Source organism: Rhizobium sp. N122, assembly GCF_002211295.1.
GTDB lineage: Bacteria > Pseudomonadota > Alphaproteobacteria > Rhizobiales > Rhizobiaceae > Rhizobium.
In genome coordinates this window covers 222,981-238,160 of the sequence record NZ_LOKU01000034.1, presented here as the reverse complement: position 1 = coordinate 238,160, position 15,180 = coordinate 222,981, and the positions used below count along the sequence as shown (strand labels likewise).

Below are 15,180 nucleotides of genomic sequence, written 5' to 3'. Positions count from 1 at the left end.
TCCTCTTATGCGTACTTATCTGTATTGACGGCTCAGCCGCCGAGTTTCTGGATGGCGTGCGGCTTGGTGGCAAAGGCGACGTTCTTGGTTTCCATGTAGAAATCGAAGGACCAGTCGCCGCCGTCGCGGCCGATGCCTGAGTTCTTGACGCCGCCGAAGGGCGTCGGCAGGTGGCGGACGTTTTCCGAGTTCACCCAGATCATCCCGGCGTCGAGATGGTCGGTGAAACGGAAGGCGCGGGTGACGTCCGAGGTCCAGAGATAGCCGGTGAGCCCGTACTGGACGTCGTTGGCGAGCGCCAGCGCATCGGCCTCGTCTTTGAAGGGAATGGCGGTCAGCACCGGCCCGAAGATTTCCTCCTGGGCGATGCGCATCCGGTTGTCGGCGCCGGTAAAGAGGGTGGGGGAGACATAGCAGCCGCCGCCCGGGCCATCGAACTTCTCGCCGCCGGCCGCGAGCGTCGCGCCCTCCGAGCGGCCGATCGCGATATATTCCAGCACCTTCTTTTCGTGCACGGGGTGGATCAGCGGACCGATGACCGTCTCGGGATCGAGGGGATGCCCGACCTTGATGCGCCTTGCCTTTTCGGCGACGACCGCGGTGAACCTGTCATAGACGCTGTCTTCGACCAGCAGGCGCGAGGATGAGGTGCAGCGCTCGCCGTTCAGCGAATAGATCATGAAGACGGCGGCATCGGCCGCGCGCTCGAGATCGGCATCGGCAAAGACGACGACCGGGTTCTTGCCGCCGAGTTCGAAATGCACGCGCTTCAGCGTGTCGGCGCCCTGCTTCATGATCATCGAGCCGGTGCGGCTTTCGCCGACGAAGCCGATCGCCTTGATCAGCGGATGTTCGGTCAGCGCCTTGCCGGCATCCTCGCCGAAGCCGTTGACCAGGTTCCACACGCCCTTGGGCAGACCGGCCTCTTCGGCGATTTCGACGAGCAGCCGGGCCGTCAGCGGCGAGAATTCGGCCGGCTTGTGGACGATGGTGCAGCCGGCGGCCAAGGCCGGCGCGATCTTCCAGGTCGACAGCATGAAGGGCGTGTTCCACGGCGTGATGATGCCGACCGGGCCGATCGGCACGCGCGTCGTCACGTTCACCTGGCCGTCGGCGCGCAACGACTTGCCGTCCCGGGCCTCAGGCGCGCGATCGGCGAAAAAGCGGAAATTTTCCGCGCCGCGCAGCGCCGCCTTGGCCATGAATTTCAGCGACTGGCCGGTATCCATGCATTCGACGAAAGCAATCTCTTCGGCGCGCGCAACGATCGCATCGGCGATTTTGTGCAGCAGCTTCTTGCGCGCATCGCCCGGCATGGCGGCCCATTCGCCAAAGGCTGATTTGGCGGCTCTGGCAGCCCGGTCGATATCGGCGGTCGTGCCGCGGGCGACGGTGGCGAGCGGCTTCAGATCGACCGGCGAGAGGGTCTCGAAGGTTTCACCGTCACCACCTGCCACATCCTCGCCGCCAATGCGGTTGAGGACACCGCGTTCCTTGAACTTCGCAAGGTAGATTTCGGCCTTTGCGATGTTTTCCTGCAGTTTGGACATCGTCTGTTTCCCTGATGTTGTCTCGTCCCGCGAGGCGGGGGTTTGTCACTTGCCGCGCAGCCGCGGATGAATGGCGTTCTTCTTCCAGCTCAGCTCCGCATCGATCTCGCGGATCTCCAGCGACAGCGCGAAATGCGGTGTCTCGAAGAGCGGGCCGAGAATTTCCGTCGCCGCCGCAAAGATCGCTTCGCCCGTGCGCTTCTTCTCCTCTGCCGTGCGGCCCGTGCCGATGCGGAAATTCAGGTCGACGAAGGCGTTTTTGGCAAGCCGGTCGGCGATCGCATAGTGATCGGCGCGAAGGGCGCGCACGCGCACCGCACCGATCTCGAAAAGCCCTGTCTCGAGCACGGTCTTCAGCAATGTCTCACAGAGCGCGCCGATATCGGCGCGGCCATCGAGATTGGCCGAATATTCGATGGTGAGATGTGGCATCCGTCCTCCCACGGCTTATTTACTTAACACGTTAATCAATTTGCGAGGGATGTCAAGCGGCGATATCGAGCTTTCTTGCAAGCTCCAGACTTTCGGCGACATAACGCGACAGCCGCTCGGGAGCGTTCGGGATCTCGGGCCGCTCGGCAAGCCAACCGATATAGGTGAGGCTCCTCAGCACTATGAAAAGCGGCAGGCTTTGCAGCGCCGCATCGGAAAGCGCGCGCCGGCTGCGATAGCCTGTGACCACGGCATTCTCGATGGCAGGGTAGGCCGGTTCTTGGCGGTTCTTCAGCAGGGCCGTGGCGAGATCGAAAAGGCGGAAGCCATATCCCGCATCGTCGAAGTCGATGAAGGCGATATCGTCTTTGCTTCCCGTCAGGAAGATGTTCTCGCGCACGAGATCGGCATGGATCAGGCCATAGTCGAGGCCGTGTCGTTGCGCATTGGCAAGACGGTCCCGCAAGTCGTCGCGCAATGCCGAAAGCGACGAGGCCTCGTCGCCGGAAAGCCCCGGGCAATCCCAGAAGCGGCCCCAGAGAGGCCTTTCTCCGAGGAGGCCCTCGCCATCCCATGCCGGGCGGCGGAAATGTTCCGGCGGGTCCCAGGCATCGGCCAGATCATGCATCGTTGCCATCTCCTGGCCGGTGCGGAAAAAGATTTCCGCCTGCGTCTCGGCTGATTGCGGTAGCGGCGTGCCGGTCTGCCCGAGGGCCGTGCCGTCGATCCAGCTGACGACATCGGCATATTGCTCGGGAAACTTTCGGTTGGCCGGAAGAAAGACGAGATTCTCGCCGTCGCTCGTCGCTACGGGGGCAGGCACGTCGAGACCTCCACGCCGCAGCGCTGCCATGAGGTCCAGCTCCGAGCGCAGGCTCGTCTCGTCATGATAGCCCGGTCGATGTAGCCGCAGGGCGGCCAACGGTCCGTCAGCAAGAGTAATGCGGAAGACGGCGTTTTCCCGGTATTTCAGCAGGATCGGTTCATCCGTCAGGACCGCCCAATGGCTGAGCGCTTCGCGCGCCCGTTCCTGCAGGGCATCCCGGATGGTTTGCGGCAATTGATCGGCCATCTCTGTCTCACAGGCCCGACAGCACGTCGTCGAAGACCGACAACATCAGATCGGCATTTTCCCGGGAGAAGGGCATCGGCGGGCGGATCTTGGTGGCGCATTGGTGGATGCCGATCTTGCCCATCAGCACGCCGCGCTGGCGCATCTCGTTGACCATGCGGCTCGCCTCTGCGACGGCCGGCTCCTTCGTCGCGCGGTCCAGCACGAATTCCATGCCCATGAACAGCCCGCTGCCGCGCACGTCGCCGATGATCGCATGTTTCTGCGCCAGCCGCTTGAAGGCGTCGCGGGTGTATTCGCCGACGGCGCGGGCGTTCTCGATCAGCTTCTCATCCTCGATCACGTCGAGCACCGCCATGGCGGCGGCGCAGGAAACGGGATTGCCGCCGAAGGTATTGAAATAGCGGAAGGCCTTGCGGAAGGCGTTCAGCACATCGGCATTGGCAACGACGCCGCCGACCGGATGGCCGTTGGCCATCGGCTTGCCGAGCGTCACGATATCGGGAACGATGCCGGCGCGCTGATGGCCCCACATATCAGAGCCGGTGCGGCCGAAACCAGGCTGGACCTCGTCGGTGATGACGAGGCCGCCGGCCTTGCGCACAGCCGCTACCGTCTTGTCCAGGAAGCCCTGCGGCAGATCCGGAAAGCCTTCATTGGCGAAGAACGGATCGATGATCAGTGCCGAAAACCCATGCGGGCTTTCCTGCAGCGAGGTGATCGCCGCCTCGACCGCGGCCGCAAAGGCTGCGGCAAAGGCCTCTCCGCTTTCACCGCCGAGCGGGCGGTAGCTGTCGGGCGCCGGCACATGGCGGACATGGCCGCCGAAGCCGCCGACCGGCGGCATGCGGGTCGAGAGCTGCGACACGGCGGCGGTATTGCCATGATAGGTATGGTTGGTGGCAATCACCCCGGTCTTGCCGGTGACGGCCTGCGCCATGCGCAGCGCCACATCGTTCGCCTCGCTGCCGGTGCAGGTCAGGATCGCAGAGTCGAGGCTGCTGTCGAAGGTCGCGGTCAGGCGTTCGACATAATCGAGAATGCCTTCATGCAGATAACGCGTATGGGTGTTCAGCGTCGACGCCTGCCGGGTGATCGCCTCGACCACGCGCGGATGGCAATGGCCGACATGCGGCACGTTGTTATAGCAATCGAGATAGCGCCGGCCGTCGGCATCCCAGAGCCAGACGCCTTCGCCGCGCACCAGATGCACGGGCTCGTCATAGAAAAGCGACATGTTGCGGCCGAGAAGCCGGTCGCGGCGCGCGATCAGGGCAGCGTTGTCGGACATGATCAGACTCCCGCCGCGGCAAGGCCGGCGTCGAGCGCCGCCAGGATCGTTTGCACGTCCCCTGCCGTGACGATCAGCGGCGGCGACATGATGACGTTGGCGCCGGAAGTGCGCACCAGCGCGCCGGCCTCGTAAGCGACATCCTGTACCTTCTGCATCACATCCTTCGATGCGGCGCTTTTCTTCTCCCGATTGCTGACGAGTTCGAGCGCGCACATCAGGCCCTTGCCGCGCACGTCGCCGATCAGCTCATACCTGTCCTGCAGCTTCTTCAGGCCCGCGATGAGTTCCTCCCCGCGGACGGCGGCATTGGCGGCGACATTGAGCCGCCTCGTCTCCTTCAAGGTCGCAAGCGCGGCCGCCGCGCCCGTCGGATGACCGGAATAGGTATAGCCGTGGCCGATGCTGCCGAACGCGCCCTTGCTGCCTTCGAACACTTCCGCCACCTTGTCTGAGATCATGACGGCGCCGAAGGGGAAATAGCCGTTGGTGATCGCCTTTGCGGTCGACATCAGATCCGGTTTGACGCCCCACAGGCGCGATCCCGTCCAGGCGCCGGTGCGCCCGAAGGCGGTGATGACCTCGTCGGCGATCAGCAGGATGCCGTGGCGGTCGCAGATCTGGCGCATCAACGGCAGGAAGGTCTCATGCGGGACGATGACACCGCCGGCGCCGAGCACCGGCTCGACGATCAGGGCGGCGATGGTGTCGGCGCCCTGGAAGGCGATCTCGTCTTCGAACAGCCGGCCGATGGCGGCCGCGATCTCGGCATCATCGGTGGTCCCGAACGGGTTGCGGTAGGCGAGAGGCGCCGGCAGATGGAAAACGCCGGGAAGCAGCGGTTCGTAGTTGCGCCGGAAATTCTGGTTGCCGTTGACGGAGGCGCCGCCGAAATGCGTGCCGTGATAGCCCTTCTTCAGCGCGACGAATTTGGTGCGCTCCGGCTGCCCGTTGATCTTGTGGTGCTGGCGAGCCAGCCGCAGGCAGGTCTCGACCGAATCCGAGCCGCCCGAGGTGAAAAAGGAGCGGCTCAATCCGTCCGGCCTGAACCATTCCGCAAGCTCATAGGAGAGCTCGATCAGCGGTGAATTGGTGGTGCCGCGGAATGTCGAATAATAGGGCAGCTCGTCGAGCTGGTCGCGGATCGCCTTCTTCACCGGCTCGCAGGAATAACCGAGATTGACGTTCCACAGACCGCCCACCGCATCCAGCACCTTCTTGCCCTGGATATCGACAATTTCGACGCCTTCGCCCGCAGTGATCACGCGTGGCGGCTGGGCCTGCATTTCGGCCGGATGAGCCATCGGGTGCCACATGTGGCGGGCGTTGTTCTCGATTATGAAATTGGTTTCACGCATCTCGATTCCTCTCTGGTTCAGAGGCCCAGCATCGCAAGGGCGCGGGCATAGCTTTCGGCAGGGCGGGTGACGTCGAAATGCACATGCGGCAATCCGACGGCTTCGGCGCCTTCGATGTTCTTCTTCTGGTCGTCGACGAAGACGCAGGCTTCGCGCGGCAGGCCGAGTTCGGACAGCACCTGCTCATAGGCGCGCGGATCGGGCTTCAGGATCTTGGTGTAGGTGGCGTCGACGATGACGTCGAAGAGGTCGATCAGCGGGAAACGCTGGCGGAATTCGACGCCGTAGAAAAGATCGAGTTCGTTCGACAGGATCGCAAGCTTCAGCCCTGCGTCCTTGGCTCGCAGGATGGCATCGCGGGCCTCCGGCCGCAGCACCAGCTCGGGTTCGGCGCCGCGGGCACGGCGCACGAAGGTCTGCATATCGGCCCAGTTCTCGCCGACCATCCCGCCGATCTCGGCGGCGCGCGTCAGCCAGTAATCGCGTTCGGTGATCTCGCGGTTCTGCATCGCCACCCAGAGCGGGTCGGTCGCGGTGTCGAACGGCCCAAGCCAGGTGAGCGAGCCTGGGGGAAGGCCGAGCGTGCGCTCGGTGATCTCATGCGTCTCGAACAGGGTGCGGGTGACCACGCCGCCGAAATCGAGGATGAGGGCGCGTTCGCTCGTCATGGCCGTCCCTCCGGAATGATGCCCTCGGCCACCCAGCCGTCGAAAACGGCAAGGGCTGCGGCCGCAAAGTCGGGAGAATTGATGTGGGCGTCGACTTCCTGGAAGGTGACGGACGGCGGAACGGCGCGGCGCATTTCGTCGAGGAAGGCGGCGAGGCCTTCCGGATCATGCAGCGGCTCGTCCGGCTTGTCCCATTCCTGCAGCCCTTCGGTCGGCAGCAGGAAGGCGACCTTGGCGTCGGCCCGTTCCAGCTTTCGTCCGATTAGCCGGGCCACGTCCCGCCGGCCTTCCGGCGAGGTCGTCACCGATCCGATCAGCCGGTTATGCGCATGGTAGGGACGGTCGGCGAAGATATCAGGCAGCGTCTGCCAGGCCTGGAGATCGACCATGTCGACGGCGCCGGGGGCGACGATCTGCGGAATGCCGGCGCGGCCGGCATTTTCCAGCCTGTCCGGCCCCGAGGTCACCACCGTGCCGTAATGATGATTGCTGACCTCCTGGATGCAGAAATCGAAGACGGCGGCAAAGCCTGACTGCGCGGCAATGGCCTCGAAGGCGCGGCCGCCCATGCCGGTGGAATGAAAGACGGCGACGTCATAGCCGCGCTTTTCCAGCTCGGGCCGCAGATACTTCATATATTTCAGGCAGGAGGAACCGAGCGAGGTTATGCCGATCAGCGGGCGGGCGCGATCGGGTCTGGTTCCGTGCCTTGCGGCGCCGACGACCGCGCCGCAGGCCTGCGACAGCACCGAGCGGCAGATGCTGTTGAGGCCGTAAAGGCCGCCGGCCCAGAGGATCATCATCAGGTCGGGGGCGATGCGTTCCGGCGGAATCAGGTGGGAATAGGCGATGGTCGAGACCACGAATTTCGGCACGCCGAGCGGCAGCACGGCGGCAACGTCGAGGGCGAGATCCGTGCCCATCGAGCCGCCGAGCACGATGATGCCATCGACAAGCCCGTCCTCGTAAAGCCGGCGGGTCAGCGCTGCCGCACCCGTGGCCATGGCGGCCATGGCACTGTTTTCGTCGCCGCTTTCGGCAATCGCCGCAATCGAGGTCGCGGCCGCCTTGGCGATGTCGTGCTTGGAATGGTCGGGAACATAGGGCGGATCGCCGAGAATGCTGACATCGACCATCACAGGCCGGCCACCGGCTTCTTCAATGACCGACGCCATGAATTGCAGTTCGTCGCATTTCGTATCACCGGTTCCGATGACAAGTATCTTTGGCGAGGGAGCCGCAGGGCTCATCAATCTCTCCTCCTGGTTTTTGGACTGGTTCCCGCGAGCCTTTCCGACCCGTAGTATTTTTCTGAAATTCCGTCGGCGGCAGCGATGGCCTGCGTGCCGAATTCGTGAATGGCGGTCTTGGTGGTGCGCGAGAGCGGGGCGGCGACGGCCACACAGCCGATTGGCCGACCATCCGGCGCACGCACCGGTGCCGCGGCACTGATAACACCGGCTTCGAGGCCCTGATGGCTGATGGAAAAGCCACGCACGGCCGTTTCGTCGAGCAGACCGCGGACCATCTGTGGGTCGACGACGGTATGGTCGGTGAATTTTTCGAGTGGCTTGTGAAGCGCCGCATCGATCTCAGCTGGCGGGCAGAAGGCGAGGAAGGCGAGGCCGGATGCGGTGGCGTGGAAGGGCAGGATGCTGCCGACATCGACGATGATCCGGTGCGCCCGCGGCGGATCTTCCACATGAATGGTCGATAGCCTGCCGCCGGAGAATTCGGAAAGATGCACCGTCTCCGCCGAGGATTCGGCAAGTGTCCTGATGAAGGGGACGGCGACCCGCAGGAAGGGATAGCGGGCCTCGCGGATGCGGGCGAGCCGAACCGGCGCCGAGCCGATCCGGTAGCGGCGGTTGTCGGGATCCTGCTCGACGAAACCGTGTTTTTCCAGTTCCACCAGAAAGCGCCGGGCCGTCGCCTTGTCGAGCGAACACAGGCGGGCGATGTCGGTCAGCCCCACCTCCTTGTCCAGCCGTGACAGGGTGTCCAGCAATGAAAGCGCCTTTCCGATTGTGCTCATCGTTCTTCCTCTCGGGGAGTAGGGTTCATGTCCCGGCTTGTCGCATCCGGCTTTACGCCATCCGCCAAATCAGCCCGCAAACCCTGTACCGCGGCACGACAGCAGCGACCCAAGATACTTAACATGCGAATTAACTTGACAGAGGCTGGGAATGTTTGCAAGTCTATATTTGAAGCTAAGGTTCACATAATGAACCATAAGCGCTGACGGCGGCAAAATCAACAAAAGCCAAAACGCCCCTCGTCAGTCCGGTTCTGGTGGAGGTCGCCTGCGCGCAATCGCAGCGATGATCGGATGCTCTTAAAAAGGGGAACGAAGGCAGATGAATACGCAAAATTCGCAAAGTGCCGCTGAGAACCAGCTGCGCAAAAACAGTCTCGGCGTCGGCGCCGTGACCTTCCTGGTGGTTTCGGCCGCCGCACCGCTGACAGCGGTTGCCGGCGGCGTGCCGCTGTCGATGATGCTCGGCAACGGAGCGGGCATTCCGCTGACCTTCCTGCTGGTCACTGGCATTCTGTTGCTGTTTGCCGTCGGCTATGTCGCCATGGCGCGCCATATCCGCAATGCCGGCGCCTTCTATGCTTATACGGCTCAAGGCCTCGGCGGCCTGATGGGCGGGGCGGCGGCGCTGATCGCGATCCTCGCATACAACGCCATGCAGGTCGGCGTTCTCGGCCTCTTCGGCGCAGCGACCAGGGGCTTTTTCGCCGAGCAGCTCGGCATCGACCTTCCCTGGTGGGTCTGGAGTTATATCGGCATCGCCTTTGTCGCCGTCTTCGGCTACCGGCGGGTCGATCTTTCGGCCAAGGTGCTGATGGTTCTCGTCATTCTCGAATATCTCGTCGTCCTCGTCATCGACGCTGCGATCTTGGCCAAGGGCGGTGACAGCGGCCTGACCGCCACCCCCTTCACGCCCACCGCCTTCTGGAGCGGAACGCCGGCGATCGGCATCCTGTTCTGCTTCGCCGCCTTCATCGGCTTCGAGGCAACCACCATCTACAGCGAGGAAGCCCGCGAACCGCACAAGACCGTGCCGCGCGCCACCTATATCTCCGTGCTGATCATCGGCCTCTTCTACATGCTGACATCATGGCTGATGGTAAATGGCGCCGGCGCCGATAAGCTCGTACCCGAACTGCAGGGCCTCGCCGACCCCACGACCTTCCTCTTCGGTCTCGCCGAACGCTATGTCGGCCACTGGATCACCGTCGTGATGAGCGTTCTCTTCATCACCAGCCTGTTTGCCGGCGTCCTTGCCTTCCACAACGGTGTCGCCCGCTACATGTATGTCGCCGGCCGCGAGGGTCTGCTGCCGAAGTCGGTCGGCGTGACACATCCGGTCTTCCAGAGCCCGCATGTTGGCTCGATCATCCAGACCGTCATTGCCGTGCTCGTGGTCGCACTCTTTGCAGCGACGGGTCAGGATCCGGTGCTGGCGCTGTTCTCCTGGCTCACCAATGTGGCGACGCTCGCCATCATTCTGCTGATGGCGTTCACGGCCTTCTCGATCGTCGTCTTCTTCAGCCGCAATCCGGGGCTCGAGCGTAATGTGCTGGCGGTCAAAATACTGCCCGTCGTCACGGGACTGATCCTACTGGCGCTGGTCTATTACATCTCGGCGAATTTCGGCGCCATCGCCGGCGCCAATGGCGCGCTCGGCGTGTTCCTGCCGGGTCTTGTGCTGATCGCCGGGGTCGTCGGATTGCTTGCCGCGGCGCGTCTGAAGTCTGCAGACGCGGTCGGATTTGCCCGGCTTGGCGCCGGGCAGGAAGCGTGACAAAAACCGATCAACGGTGGCGGATCATCTCCGCCACCTTTTTTTGATGAGGCATGAGATGCAGGACAAAATCGATCAGTTGCGAACGCAGCCCATTCCTTCCCAATCGCTGTTCGTCGATGGCGCCTGGCGCTTGGCCGTCGGTGGAGCGACGATGGACGTCATCTCGCCGATCGACGGTACGAGGCTGACGACGATCGCCGATGCCGGCGCCGAAGACGTCGACCAGGCGGTCAAAGCGGCGCGCCGCGCCTTCGACAAAGGCGGCTGGTCGCGAGCCGCCCCTGCCGAGCGCAAGAAGGTGCTGCTGAAGATCGCCGAGTTGATCGAGAAGAACGCGCTCGAACTCGCCGTGCTCGGCGTGCGCGACAACGGCACCGAAATTTCGATGGCGCTGAAGGCTGAGCCCGGCAGTGCCGCCGGCACCTTCCGCTATTATGCCGAGGCGATCGACAAGGTCTATGGCGAGATCGCCCCGACCGCCGACAACATTCTCGGCCTCGTTCACCGTGAGCCCGTAGGCGTCGTCGCGGCCATCGTGCCGTGGAATTTCCCGATGATGATCGGCGCCTGGAAGATTGCGCCGGCCCTTGCCGCCGGCAATTCCGTTGTGCTGAAACCGGCCGAGGGCGCGTCGCTGACCCTGCTGCGGCTCGCCGAACTTTGCGCCGAGGCGGGATTGCCGGATGGTGTGCTCAACGTCGTCACCGGGCGCGGCGCCGTCTGCGGCGAAGCACTCGGGCTGCACATGGATATCGATGTGCTGGCCTTTACCGGCTCCGGCCCGGTCGGGCGCCGGCTGCTGGAATATTCGGCGCGCTCCAACCTGAAGCGCGTCTATCTCGAACTCGGCGGCAAATCGCCGAACATCGTCTTCGCCGATGCGCCGGATCTCGACCAGGCCGCCAAGATCTCGGCCTACGGCATCTTCCGCAATTCCGGCCAGGTCTGCGTTGCAGGCTCGCGGCTGCTTGTGGAAAAATCGATCCACCCGGAGTTTTCGGAAAAAGTCGCCGGCATCGCCGCCTCCATGAAGGTCGGCGATCCCCTGCAGCTTTCCACCGAGGCCGGCGCAATCTCAAGCGAGATCCAACTGCAGAAAGACCTCGGCCATGTCGCCCAGGCCCTGTCTGAAGGCGCCCTGCTACGCACCGGCGGCACCCGCATTCTGGAAGAGACGGGCGGCTATTACATGCGCCCGGGGGTCTTCGACGTGACACCCTCCATGACGCTCGCCCGCGAAGAGGTCTTCGGACCGATCCTGTCGATCATTCCCTTCGAAACGGAGGCGGACGCCTTGCAGATCGCCAACGCCACGGAATATGGCCTTGCCTCCGCCGTCTGGACCTCGAACCTGTCGCGCGCTCACCGGATGGTGCGCGGCATCCGCGCCGGCGTCGTGCACGTCAACACCTATGGCGGCGCCGACAACAGCGTGCCGCTCGGCGGCGTCAAGCAATCGGGCAACGGCCACGACAAATCGCTGCATGCGCTCGATAAATATATCGATCTGAAAACCGCGTGGATCCAGCTTTGAACAGGAATTTCGGCCAGCGGGAGGAGGCTGCCCATGACTTTCCCTGAAACCATCACGGTCGAGGAGCTCGAAGCCGACCCTTATCCAATCTATGCCAGATTGCGGCGGGAGATGCCGGTCGCCTATATCCCTGCCGTCAATCTTTGGTTCGTGACGCGTTTCAAGGATGTCGAATACCTGTCGAAGACGCCGGAAACTTTCACTGCCGCAGTCGAAAGATCGCCGCTCGACCGGAGCTGGGGCAAACCGACCATCCTGACCGCCGACGGTCCGGTGCATAAAAATCTTCGCAGCGGCGTCGATCCGAAATATCATCCGAAGCGTGTTGCCGCCTATATGGACGATCTGGTCCTGCCGATCGCCCGGGAATATCATCACCGCCTGCTGGCCAGTGGCGGCGGCGACCTGATGTCGGACTATTTCGAACCGATTTCGATCCTCAGCCTCGCTCGTTCACTTGGGCTCGGTGATGTCGATCTCGACACGCTCAGGCGCTGGTTCTTCGGTCTGGCGCAGGGCGCAATCAATTTCGAATGCGATCCGGAGCGGCAGGCCGTTGCCGATGCGGTCAGCACCGAAATCACCGGGATCGTGACGCCCGTGATGCAAAAGCTCATCGAAGAACCGGACGATTCCGCTTTATCGCATATGCTGCATGACGGCATGCCTGAGGGCGAAACCCGCACCGTAGAATTCGTGCTGCCGACACTCAAAGTCCTGCTGCTCGGGGGTATGCAGGAGCCTGGCCACGGAGCGGGTTCGATCATGGCAGACCTTTTGCAGAACCCGGATCAGTTCGCGGAAGTGAAGGGCGATCCCGACGCGCTTCTGCCACGCGCCGTCGACGAAGGTTTACGCTGGGTGACGCCGATCGGGACGCAGACGCGGCAGACGACACAGGCTGCCGAAATCGGCGGCGTGACGATCCCCGCCAACCAGCCGGTCGCCGCCGTGCTCGCTTCGGCTTCGCATTGCGAAAGCCGGTTCACAGATCCGGGACGCTTCAACATTCATCGCAAAGAGGGAAGTCACGCGGCCTTCGGCTTCGGCCATCACTTCTGTGCAGGGCGCTGGTTTGCCCGGCAGCAGATCACTTCGGCGCTGCGCTATCTGATCGACCATTCGCCGGAGATCGCGCTCCGTGATGATGGCCCGGTGCAGTTTCGCGGCTGGGAATTCCGTGCTCCCTCGACATTGAATGTCACGCTTCGATAAATGGTTCAGCAGGACGTTTTTAGGCGCCCTGCGCTCTAACACTTTGTCTCCACGCATCGACCCGATGCACTAGCCTCCAAAACTGCCCACCTGCGTCGGCACGTTGATATAGTTGCGGTCGAAGTAAAGCAGTGCATTGCCATCCGCCCGCGCGCGAATGCCACTGACCTGGCCGATGAAGATATGATGCGTGCCGACCAGGCGCGCCTCGGTCAGCCGGCAGTCGAAGGAGACCATGGCGCCGGCCAGCGCCTGGCTTCCCGACGGCATGTCGACCCATTCCGCCGCGGCATAGCGTGCCGCCATATCCGCCTGGCGGCCGGCGAAATAGCCGGCGAGCTCCTGGTGGTCATCCGCAAGGACGTTGACGCAAAAGCGGTGGTTTTCGAGAAAGACGCCGCATTGGGCCGAGCGACCGTTCATGCAGACGAGCAGCGTCGGCGGTTCGTCGGTGACGCTGCACATGGCGGTGGCGGTGAACCCGCCGCGCCCGGCGGGTCCGTTGGTGGTAATGACGTTGACCGGGGCGCAGACCCTGGCCATCGCGTCGCGGAACTCGGTTTTCGAGACTTGCTCCTCCATGGCCATCTCCTCACTCGGCCGCGTTGCGGACGGCGGATATCTCATCGAGCGGCGGCAGCCAGGTGTCGCCGGTCCAGCCGGTTTCGTCGTAATCGCTCATGCATTGGTCGACGAGCGCTTCCATCTCCCTCAGCCGCCCGCCGCGCTCGGCGCCCTTCAGCACCTGCAGCCGGACTTCCTCGGGCGCGCCGGCATAATTGAGTTCGTAAAGCGCGTGGCGCCCGCCGAATTCGGTGCCGGTCGCATCCCACAGTAGTTTCATGATCTTGATGCGCTCGATATGGCCCATGTCGTTGGAGCCGCGCACATATTGGGCGAGATAGCGGTCGATCTCGGGATTTCCGAAATCCTTGGCGGAGGAGGGGAGATAGATCAGCCCCGAGGCGACGACCTTGCGCACCGTTTCGATGACGCGTGGATAGGCCTCCGACATGAAGGTGCGGTAGGAAAGGGCGGCCTCCATGTTGGGCAGCACGGCGCCGTTCGCCCATGGCTGCGGATTGTAGGCCATGGCGTTGGAGAAGGACCAGAACATGTGGCGCAGCGCGATGACCTCGCCGAGTGCGGCCTGATTGCCGCGGAAGGCGTCGCCGCCGGTGGCCCGCAGCGCCTTGGCCAGCAGCCCCGCCATAAAGTCCAGCTTGACGGCAAAGCGTGTGCAGCCCTGGAAGCAGTAGCCGTGCATGAAGCCGGAGGCCGGATGGAACGACAGGATCTTGGCCGCATCGCGCAACACCAACACGTCCTCCCAGGGCACGAAGACATTGTCGAGCACCAGGATCGCATCGTTCTCGTCGAAGCGCGACGACAGGGGATAGTCGAAGGGCTGGCCGACCGTATTGGCGGTCTGCTCGTAGGAGACGCGGCAGAACATCTTGATACCAGGCGCATTCATCGGCACGATGAACATGACCGAGAGCGAGGGATCTTCCGTCACCGTCGCCGAACTCTGGGCGAGGAAGTTGTAATGCGTCAGCGCCGAGGAAGTCGCCACCACCTTGGCGCCTGAGACGTAGATGCCGGCATCGGTTTCCTTGGTGATGTGAACGAAGACATCCTTGACGGCGTCGGCCGGCTTGTGCCGGTCGATCGGCGGATTGACGATCGCGTGGTTCATGAACAGCACGGATTCCTGGGCGCGTTTGTGCCAGGCAAGCGCGTTGTCCTTGAACGGTCCGTACCAGTCGGCATTGGCGCCGAGCGTATTCATCAGCGCCGCCTTGTAGTCGGCGGTGCGGCCCATCCAGCCATAGGACATGCGGGCCCAATCGGCGATGGCGCCCTGCTGGGCGACGAGCTCGGCCGAGGATTTCGCCACCCGGAAATATTTATGCGTATAGCCGCCATTGCCGGTATCGGTCGGCGATGTCAGGCGGTCCCTGGTCTTCTTAGCGTGCAGCGCATCATACATCCGCGCGATCGAACGGGCGGAATTGCGCATCGACGGATGGCTGGTGACGTCGGCGATGCGCTCACCGTTGATATAGACCTCGCGACCATCGCGCAGGCTGGCGAGATATTCGGCGCCGGTAAACGGACGTGTCTTGTCGCCGCGGTGGTCTTCAGCTCGCATATCAGGTTCCTCCCTTGGAATATTGACAGAAGCTAAAACGGGAGTGGCGGGCACACCATGGACAAAGAACGGAATTCGCTGGTACTTTTT

Annotated in this window: 13 protein-coding genes; 3 read left to right on the top strand and 10 right to left on the bottom strand. The window is 63.2% G+C overall.

Translation table 11 applies throughout. The features are described from left to right. Positions 1 to 32: 32 nt before the first annotated feature. From hpaE to ATY75_RS22710, 8 genes are read right to left on the bottom strand one after another with little or no spacing between them, the layout of a single operon-like run. Positions 33 to 1,550, bottom strand: coding sequence for a 5-carboxymethyl-2-hydroxymuconate semialdehyde dehydrogenase (hpaE, locus tag ATY75_RS22745; protein ID WP_088939309.1), 1,518 nt, complete (start codon positions 1,548 to 1,550; stop codon positions 33 to 35). 45 nt (positions 1,551 to 1,595) lie between these two features. Then, complete coding sequence (locus tag ATY75_RS22740) at positions 1,596 to 1,982, bottom strand: 5-carboxymethyl-2-hydroxymuconate Delta-isomerase (RefSeq protein ID WP_088939308.1); 387 nt, start codon at positions 1,980 to 1,982, stop codon at positions 1,596 to 1,598. 52 nt (positions 1,983 to 2,034) lie between these two features. Then, positions 2,035 to 3,054 (bottom strand): phosphotransferase, encoded by a 1,020-nt coding sequence (locus tag ATY75_RS22735; protein WP_088939307.1) that lies wholly within the window; start codon positions 3,052 to 3,054, stop codon positions 2,035 to 2,037. 7 nt (positions 3,055 to 3,061) lie between these two features. After that, entirely contained in the window at positions 3,062 to 4,345 is a 1,284-nt protein-coding gene (locus tag ATY75_RS22730; protein ID WP_064841606.1) for an aspartate aminotransferase family protein, read from the bottom strand. A gap of 2 nt (positions 4,346 to 4,347) precedes the next feature. Beyond that, the gene (locus ATY75_RS22725; protein WP_088939306.1) at positions 4,348 to 5,703 is read right to left on the bottom strand and encodes an aspartate aminotransferase family protein; all 1,356 of its coding nucleotides are present in this window, start codon (positions 5,701 to 5,703) and stop codon (positions 4,348 to 4,350) included. A gap of 17 nt (positions 5,704 to 5,720) precedes the next feature. After that, complete coding sequence (locus ATY75_RS22720) at positions 5,721 to 6,371, bottom strand: HAD-IA family hydrolase (RefSeq protein WP_064841604.1); 651 nt, start codon at positions 6,369 to 6,371, stop codon at positions 5,721 to 5,723. Beyond that, complete coding sequence (locus ATY75_RS22715; protein WP_088939305.1) at positions 6,368 to 7,621, bottom strand: Tm-1-like ATP-binding domain-containing protein; 1,254 nt, start codon at positions 7,619 to 7,621, stop codon at positions 6,368 to 6,370. The genes ATY75_RS22720 and ATY75_RS22715 overlap by 4 nt, the downstream gene beginning before the upstream one ends. Further along, positions 7,621 to 8,406 (bottom strand): IclR family transcriptional regulator, encoded by a 786-nt coding sequence (locus ATY75_RS22710; RefSeq protein WP_064841602.1) that lies wholly within the window; start codon positions 8,404 to 8,406, stop codon positions 7,621 to 7,623. Before ATY75_RS22710 ends, ATY75_RS22715 begins: the two co-directional genes overlap by 1 nt. Positions 8,407 to 8,728: 322 nt before the next feature. Between ATY75_RS22710 and ATY75_RS22705 the strand changes: the two genes are divergently transcribed. The 3 genes from ATY75_RS22705 to ATY75_RS22695 are packed head-to-tail and all read left to right on the top strand — an operon-like array spanning position 8,729 to position 12,935. Next, complete coding sequence (locus tag ATY75_RS22705) at positions 8,729 to 10,183, top strand: APC family permease (protein WP_064841601.1); 1,455 nt, start codon at positions 8,729 to 8,731, stop codon at positions 10,181 to 10,183. A gap of 58 nt (positions 10,184 to 10,241) precedes the next feature. Next, positions 10,242 to 11,720, top strand: coding sequence for an aldehyde dehydrogenase (locus tag ATY75_RS22700; RefSeq protein ID WP_088939304.1), 1,479 nt, complete (start codon positions 10,242 to 10,244; stop codon positions 11,718 to 11,720). A gap of 33 nt (positions 11,721 to 11,753) precedes the next feature. Beyond that, a complete protein-coding gene (locus tag ATY75_RS22695) occupies positions 11,754 to 12,935 on the top strand; it encodes a cytochrome P450 (protein ID WP_088939303.1) in 1,182 nt (393 codons plus the stop codon). Between the two features lie 69 nt (positions 12,936 to 13,004). Here the strand turns inward: ATY75_RS22695 and ATY75_RS22690 are convergent, their stop codons facing one another. Both ATY75_RS22690 and ATY75_RS22685 read right to left on the bottom strand, forming a co-directional pair. Beyond that, positions 13,005 to 13,517: a flavin reductase gene (locus ATY75_RS22690; protein WP_088939302.1), complete on the bottom strand. Its 513-nt coding sequence runs from the start codon at positions 13,515 to 13,517 to the stop codon at positions 13,005 to 13,007. A 10-nt stretch (positions 13,518 to 13,527) separates the two neighbouring features. After that, positions 13,528 to 15,090, bottom strand: coding sequence for a 4-hydroxyphenylacetate 3-hydroxylase N-terminal domain-containing protein (locus ATY75_RS22685; protein ID WP_088939301.1), 1,563 nt, complete (start codon positions 15,088 to 15,090; stop codon positions 13,528 to 13,530). Positions 15,091 to 15,180: the final 90 nt, after the last annotated feature.

What these genes read in the sequence shown, in the direction of transcription:
- hpaE (WP_088939309.1), bottom strand. Translation starts at nt 1,550, where the DNA reads ATGTCCAAACTGCAGGAAAACATCGCAAAGGCCGAAATCTACCTTGCG.
- ATY75_RS22740 (WP_088939308.1), bottom strand. Translation starts at nt 1,982, where the DNA reads ATGCCACATCTCACCATCGAATATTCGGCCAATCTCGATGGCCGCGCC.
- ATY75_RS22735 (WP_088939307.1), bottom strand. Translation starts at nt 3,054, where the DNA reads ATGGCCGATCAATTGCCGCAAACCATCCGGGATGCCCTGCAGGAACGG.
- ATY75_RS22730 (WP_064841606.1), bottom strand. Translation starts at nt 4,345, where the DNA reads ATGTCCGACAACGCTGCCCTGATCGCGCGCCGCGACCGGCTTCTCGGC.
- ATY75_RS22725 (WP_088939306.1), bottom strand. Translation starts at nt 5,703, where the DNA reads ATGCGTGAAACCAATTTCATAATCGAGAACAACGCCCGCCACATGTGG.
- ATY75_RS22720 (WP_064841604.1), bottom strand. Translation starts at nt 6,371, where the DNA reads ATGACGAGCGAACGCGCCCTCATCCTCGATTTCGGCGGCGTGGTCACC.
- ATY75_RS22715 (WP_088939305.1), bottom strand. Translation starts at nt 7,621, where the DNA reads ATGAGCCCTGCGGCTCCCTCGCCAAAGATACTTGTCATCGGAACCGGT.
- ATY75_RS22710 (WP_064841602.1), bottom strand. Translation starts at nt 8,406, where the DNA reads ATGAGCACAATCGGAAAGGCGCTTTCATTGCTGGACACCCTGTCACGG.
- ATY75_RS22705 (WP_064841601.1), top strand. Translation starts at nt 8,729, where the DNA reads ATGAATACGCAAAATTCGCAAAGTGCCGCTGAGAACCAGCTGCGCAAA.
- ATY75_RS22700 (WP_088939304.1), top strand. Translation starts at nt 10,242, where the DNA reads ATGCAGGACAAAATCGATCAGTTGCGAACGCAGCCCATTCCTTCCCAA.
- ATY75_RS22695 (WP_088939303.1), top strand. Translation starts at nt 11,754, where the DNA reads ATGACTTTCCCTGAAACCATCACGGTCGAGGAGCTCGAAGCCGACCCT.
- ATY75_RS22690 (WP_088939302.1), bottom strand. Translation starts at nt 13,517, where the DNA reads ATGGAGGAGCAAGTCTCGAAAACCGAGTTCCGCGACGCGATGGCCAGG.
- ATY75_RS22685 (WP_088939301.1), bottom strand. Translation starts at nt 15,090, where the DNA reads ATGCGAGCTGAAGACCACCGCGGCGACAAGACACGTCCGTTTACCGGC.